Source organism: Streptomyces sp. IBSBF 3136 (assembly GCF_036815105.1).
Lineage (GTDB): Bacteria > Actinomycetota > Actinomycetes > Streptomycetales > Streptomycetaceae > Streptomyces.
The window spans coordinates 1-4973 of the sequence record NZ_JAJSZC010000376.1 but is presented as its reverse complement, the minus strand read 5'-3'; the positions used below and the strand labels follow the sequence as shown (position 1 = coordinate 4973).

The 4973-nt window shown below is 72.8% G+C and carries 1 protein-coding gene; it reads left to right on the top strand.

Features of this window, described 5'->3' with window-relative positions:
* Positions 1-56: 56 nt before the first annotated feature.
* On the top strand, positions 57-4973 hold a 4917-nt coding region (locus V7E45_RS39035; RefSeq protein ID WP_443056354.1), incomplete at its 3' end, for a type I polyketide synthase.

Sequence of the window (4973 nt, the reverse complement as noted above, 5' to 3'; positions counted from 1 at the left end):
TACGACTCCTCCCGGTCCCGGCGCTGACTCGCCACGGCGTATGCCTCGGCGGGGACGTGGTGTCGGCGGGTCTGCGGCCGCTCGCGCATCCCCTGTTGGGCGCTGCCGTGGCGATCCCGGGCTCGGGCGAGTTCGTCCTCACCGGGCGGATCTCAGGGATCACGAACTCCTGGTCGGCCGACCACGCGGTCATGGGCGTGGTGCTGCTTCCGGGCGCCGCGCTCGTCGAGATGGCGCTGCACGCAGGCGATCAGGTGGGTTGCCCCACGCTGGCGGAACTGACCCTCCACGCTCCGCTCGTCCTGCCCGACGACGTCGCGGTGATGCTGCGCGTGGTGGTGGGCGGTGCCCACGAGACCGGCTCCCGCACGGTCGGCGTCCACTCCGCGACCGCGGAGGACGCGCCCTGGACCCTGCACGCCGAGGGCCTGCTGACCACTGCCGCCGCCCCCGAACCGTCCGCGGCCGGTGCGGACTGGCCGCCCGCCGATGCCGAGGAGCTGTCCACGGACGGCTTCTACCAGCGACTGCTCGACGACGGCTATGCCTACGGCAGCTCGTTCCAGGGGCTCCGGAAGGTCTGGCGGCGGGGCGATGAGCTCTACGCCGAGGTCGTCCTGCCGGAACCCGTGGACGCCGAGGCGGACCGCTACGGTCTGCACCCCGCGCTCCTCGACGCATGTCTGCACGCCCCGCTGCTGGCCGCCAGGACCGCATCCCGCACGGACGAGGGCGCGGTGCTCCCGTTCGCCTGGACCGAGGTGGCCTGCCACGCGGTGGGCGCCACCGCCCTGCGGGTGCGGATCGCACCGGCCGGGGGAGACGCCCTCGCCGTCACGGCCACCGACATGCTGGGCAACCCGGTGCTCACGGTGGGCTCACTGGTGTCCCGGCCCGTCTCGGCCGACCGGCTCCGGGAGCGGGCGGCGGGCCGTGACACGGGCTACCGCGTGGAATGGACCCCGCTGCCGAAACCCTCCGGTGCGGCCTCCCTGGGGGTGCTCGGCGGCGACGCCCCGGCGGGCCTGGAGGGCGTCAAGTCCTTCCCGGACCTGTACGCGCTCGCCACGGCCGTCGACGAAGGGGCCGGCGTCCCCGACCGGGTGGTGGTCCGCTGCGGGCCCTTCGACGGCGGCGCTCACGTGCTCACGGAGGTCCGTGCGGCCACCAGCCGGATGCTCGGTCTGCTCCAGGAGTGGCTGGCGCTGGAGCGGCTCGGCGACGCCCGCCTCGTGTTCGTGACGGCGAACGCCGTACCCGACGGTCGCGGTCCGGTCGACCTCGCAGCGGCCCCGCTGTACGGCCTGCTGCGGTCGGCGCAGGCCGAGCACCCCGGCCGGTTCGCCCTCGTGGACACCGATGGCAGCCGGGCATCGGCCGACGCGCTGGCGGCAGCGGTGGCCTCCGGCGAACCCGAGATCGCCCTGCGCGACGGTGAAGCGCGCGCACCCCGCCTGACGAGTCTCCCGGCCACACAAGGCGCCCCTTCGACCCTGGACCCCGAGGGCACGGTGCTGGTCACCGGCGGTACCGGTGGCCTTGGAGCACTGGTGGCACGGCACTTGGTGACCGAACACGGTGTGCGGCGGCTGGTGTTGCTGAGTCGCCGAGGTGCACAGGCCCCGGAAGCGGGGGAGTTGGTGGCCGAGCTGGAAGGGCTCGGTGTCGAGGTCGTGGTGGTGGCCTGTGACGTATCGGATCGGGAGTCACTGGCCACGGTGCTGGACGACGTTCCGGCGGCGCACCCGCTGACGGCTGTGGTGCACACGGCCGGCGTGCTGGACGACGGCGTGGTGGCGTCGCTGAATCCGGAACGGGTCGACGCGGTACTGCGCGCCAAGGCGGACGCGGCCTGGCACCTCCATGAACTCACCATCGACCAGCCGCTGGCCGCCTTCGTTCTTTTCTCTTCGTCGGCCGGAGTTCTCGGCGCACCCGGCCAGGGCAACTACGCCGCGGCCAACACGTTCCTCGACGCCCTCGCCGCCCATCGCCACGCAGCGGGCCTCCCGGCCGTGTCGCTGGCGTGGGGCCTGTGGGCCGCAGGCGGCATGGGGGAGCGCCTCGGCGAAGCGGAACGGCGCCGCCTGGGACGCAACGGATTCCCCCCGATGACGACGGAGCAGGGCCTCGCGCTGTTCGACTCCGCCCTGACCGCGGACGAAGCCCTGCGGGTCCTCGTCCGGCTGGACCTTCCCGCGCTACGAGCCGTCGGCACCGCGTCCGGGCGGCTCTCCTCGATGCTGCGCGGGCTGGTACCTCCGGCTCGCCGCGCCGCGGGCCACACCCCGATCGACGGGTCCCTGCACGCCCTCCTCGCCGGTCGTCCCGCCGAGGAGCGGGGCCGGCAGCTCCTCGGACTCGTGCGGACCGAGGTGGCGCGGGTGCTCGGGCACCCGTCGGCGGACTCGGTGGCGGCCGACCAGGCGTTCAAGGACCTGGGCTTCGACTCCCTGTCCGCTGTGGAGCTACGGAACCGCCTGAACGCCGTGACCGGGCTGCGGCTCCCCGCGACGCTGGCGTTCGACCACCCGACCGCCACCGCGGTCGCCGACCACCTGGACAGGCTCCTGTTCGACGGCGGTACCCGTCCGTCGCCCACCGCCTTCGCGCCGACCGCCAAGGTCGACGACGAGCCGGTGGCCATCGTGGGCATGGCGTGCCGCTTCCCGGGCGGGGTGTCCTCGCCGGAGGAGCTGTGGCGGCTGGTGGAGCGCGGCGTGGACGCGGTGTCGGACTTCCCGGCGAACCGGGGCTGGGACGTGGACGGCATCTACGACCCCGAGCCGGGCACGGCAGGGCGCAGCTATGCGCGATCCGGTGGATTCCTGCACGAGGCGGGGAACTTCGACGCCGGGTTCTTCGGCATCAGCCCGAACGAGGCGCTGGCGATGGATCCGCAACAGCGGTTGCTGCTGGAGACGTCGTGGGAGGCGTTCGAGCGGGCCGGCATCGACCCGGCCACCCTGCGCGGCAGCGCCACCGGCGTCTTCGCCGGCGTCATGTACCACGACTATCAGGACAACAACAACACCGGCTCCATCGCCTCGGGCCGGGTGGCGTACACGTTCGGTCTCGAAGGTCCGGCGGTCACCGTCGACACGGCGTGCTCGTCGTCGCTGGTGGCCCTGCACCTGGCGGCCCAGGCCCTGCGCAACGGCGAGTGCGCCCTCGCGCTCGCGGGCGGTGTGACGGTCATGGCCACCCCCGAGGTCTTCGTCGAGTTCAGCAGGCAGCGAGGGCTTTCGCCGGACGGCCGCTGCCGGTCGTTCGCCGCCACGGCGGACGGGACCGGGTTCTCCGAAGGTGCGGGCGTCCTGCTGGTGGAGCGCTTGTCGGACGCGCGCCGCCTGGGCCACCCGGTACTGGCGGTCGTGCGCGGCTCGGCGGTGAACCAGGACGGCGCCTCGAACGGTCTCACCGCGCCGAACGGCCCGTCGCAGGAAAGGGTGATCGAGCAGGCGCTTGCCGCTGCTGGTCTGTCACCTGCCGATGTGGACGCGGTGGAGGGGCACGGAACCGGGACGACCCTCGGCGACCCCATCGAGGCACAGGCCTTGCTGGCGACGTACGGTCAGGGCCGGACGCCCGACACGCCCCTCCTGCTCGGCTCCATCAAGTCGAACATCGGTCATACGCAGGCTGCGGCCGGTGCGGCGGGGATCATGAAGATGGTCCTGGCGATGCGGCACGGCAAGCTGCCACGCACGCTGCACGTGGAGGCGCCGTCGGCGCAGGTGGACTGGTCCTCAGGTGCGGTGGAACTACTCACTGAGAGCCGGGAATGGCCCACGGCTGCCGGGCGCCCGCGCCGCGCCGCGGTTTCCTCGTTCGGACTGAGCGGGACGAACGCCCATGTGATCGTGGAGGAGCCACCGCCGGCCGAGGACGTCGCGTCCGGTGGTGATGTGACGCCGGCCGCGCCCGTCACGCCCGTCGCGTGGGCGGTGTCGGGCAGGACGCCCGAGGCGGTGACGGCCTACGCCGATCAGCTCAGGTCGTACCTCGCCGCGAACGAGTCGCCGCGTCCGGTGGACGTGGCGCGGACGCTCGCCGCGCGCAGGCAGTTCGAGCACCGGGCCGTGGTCATGGGCGCCGACCGGGAGGAACTGCTCAGCGGGCTGGCCGGCTTGGGCACGGTGCCCTCGCTTGCGGGAAAGGTCGCCTACCTCTTCACGGGGCAGGGTGCGCAACGGCTCGGGATGGGTCATGAACTGGCCGNCCGTTTCCCGGCGTTCGCGTCGGCCTTCGACGAGGTGGCCGCGGTACTTGACGTGCACCTTGAGCTTCCGCTGCGCGAGGTCGTCTGGGGCGAGGACGCAGACATGGTGCAGCGGACGGGCTGGGCGCAGCCTGGTCTTTTCGCCTTCGAGGTGGCGCTGTTCCGTCTCCTGGAGTCGGCGGGTCTGAGGCCCGACTTCGTGGCCGGGCATTCCATCGGCGAGCTGGCTGCAGCACATGTGTCCGGTGTGCTGTCGCTGCCGGATGCGGCTCGACTGGTCGCGGCGCGCGCGAGCTTGATGCAGGCGCTGCCNGTGTCCGGTGTGCTGTCGCTGCCGGATGCGGCTCGACTGGTCGCGGCGCGCGCGAGCTTGATGCAGGCGCTGCCGACCGGCGGTGCGATGGCGTCCGTCCGGGCGGCAGAGACCGTTGTGCGAGCGGCTCTCGTGGACGGCGTCGAGATCGCCGCCGTCAACGGTCCCCGCACGGTGGTGATTTCGGGCGCCGAGGACGCGGTGACGGAGACGATCGAGCGTCTCCAGGACCACAAGGTCACGCGTCTGCGTGTCAGCCACGCGNAAGAGCTGCGCGATCCCGCCTACTGGGTGCGCCAGGTCCGCGAACCCGTCCGCTTCGCCGACGCCCTCACCACCCTCTCCGCACACGGCGCGACCAAGTACCTCGAACTCGGCCCCGACACCGTCCTGGCCGCCATGGCCGAGGACACCCTCCCCGCCGACACCACCCACACC